The sequence below is a fragment of the Vibrio sp. YT-18 genome, assembly GCF_033337345.1.
Classification (GTDB): domain Bacteria; phylum Pseudomonadota; class Gammaproteobacteria; order Enterobacterales; family Vibrionaceae; genus Vibrio; species Vibrio alginolyticus.
This window is the reverse complement of record NZ_JAWOQO010000130.1, coordinates 1-1,308: the sequence shown is the minus strand read 5'-3', so window position 1 is coordinate 1,308 and position 1,308 is coordinate 1. Positions and strand designations below refer to the sequence as shown.

The 1,308-nt window shown below is 45.5% G+C and carries 2 protein-coding genes; both read left to right on the top strand.

All coding sequences use genetic code 11. The features are described from left to right. The first annotated feature begins 4 nt into the window (after nt 1-4). Nucleotides 5-1,003, top strand: coding sequence for a type III secretion system regulon anti-activator ExsD (gene esxD, locus R7M72_RS24890; protein ID WP_074534445.1), 999 nt, complete (start codon nt 5-7; stop codon nt 1,001-1,003). 12 nt (nt 1,004-1,015) lie between these two features. Beyond that, nucleotides 1,016-1,308, top strand: a 293-nt coding sequence (gene vscB, locus R7M72_RS24885; RefSeq protein WP_318056435.1) for a YscB family type III secretion system chaperone VscB, incomplete at its 3' end; no start/stop codon positions are given.

Genomic DNA, 1,308 nt, shown 5'->3' with positions numbered 1-1,308 from the left:
AGGGATGCGGAGAAGAACACAAATGAAAAAGCAGCATTGGCGACGCCGTTCGCTTTTTCCTGACAGCATTGTGACGCAAAGGAAAGTCACTGTTTTGCAAAGAGGAGCACGATATGAGAGTGCGTCTCAGCCATCACAGGATCTCAATGTTGTCCACGTGAATCACCGACAGCTGTTGAGTGAAGGTGTGCTGAATGACGACCAGTTATCGTTGTTGCAACGCTTGTTGGACAGAAGTGTGGTGGACAGTTTGTGCGCCAGCCAATTGGTGAAAACGTATTTGAGATTGGGTACATCGATTGACCGTTTTGCCATGCGTCTGTTTTTAGAAATTGGCGCTCAGTTAAGTGACAGTCAACGAGTGGCGACCTTTGAGCAGAGGCTCGAATACATCAACTCTCGATTGGGCTTTCGCTTTAACTTGGCCACGCCAAAAACGTTGATCCTTTGTTGTTACTTGGCGTTGACCGAATGGATTCATCGACAAACCGACCAAAGTGCGTTGCACGCCTCGGTCAAAGTGGAACAACTGATGAATCAGCTGGACATTCAAAAAGAGTACTGGTCGAAGTTATCGGGTGAAGACACCAGCGCGATTTTTGTCGAACAACAACTTGCGTTGATCGAGAGCCAGCAAACGCAGTTAAAAGCGCAGCTAAATACACTGAACGAGCAACAGTCACAAGTAATTGAATCTCATAAAGCGTTGGTCGATAAGTGGCAACCGTCGTTAAGCAACTTGAAAGAACTGGCGGACTACACTTCAACGACGGATATGTTCATCTCTGATTGGAAAACGTGGTGCTCTGAGGCTCGTTTACAAGCACCGGATCTCAATGAAGTCTGGGATGCATGTGACGTGGTTTATAACGACCTCAATGCCGTTGCTAAAGTGTGGCAATGGTTTAAAGACATGCAGATCGTTGGCGATGTTGATCACTACTATTTTGATATTCAAAGTGGCCAATGCGGTCAGGCTTGTAACCATCTCAGCCAGATTTAAATAGGGCAGTATATGTTAGATAAAATGATGAAATCTCTAGCGGAAACGCTAGGGATAGGGCCTTTTATTGCCGGAGAAAATGGCGCTTACACCATCGAAGTAGACCAGTTAACACTGACAATCAAACAGCACTCATCATGGATCTTATGGGAAACTGCCTTGCCACTTCGATTCAATGAACATCTCGATTACCAACAAGAACAAGCATTAAAACGTTGTATGCAGCTATCACTAAAAACGCTTCGAGATACGCCAAGCGTGCTCACCACAAAAGCTGATCAACAATTGGTTTTGCAAGGCAAAGC

What these genes read in the sequence shown, in the direction of transcription:
- esxD (WP_074534445.1), top strand. Translation starts at nt 5, where the DNA reads ATGCGGAGAAGAACACAAATGAAAAAGCAGCATTGGCGACGCCGTTCG.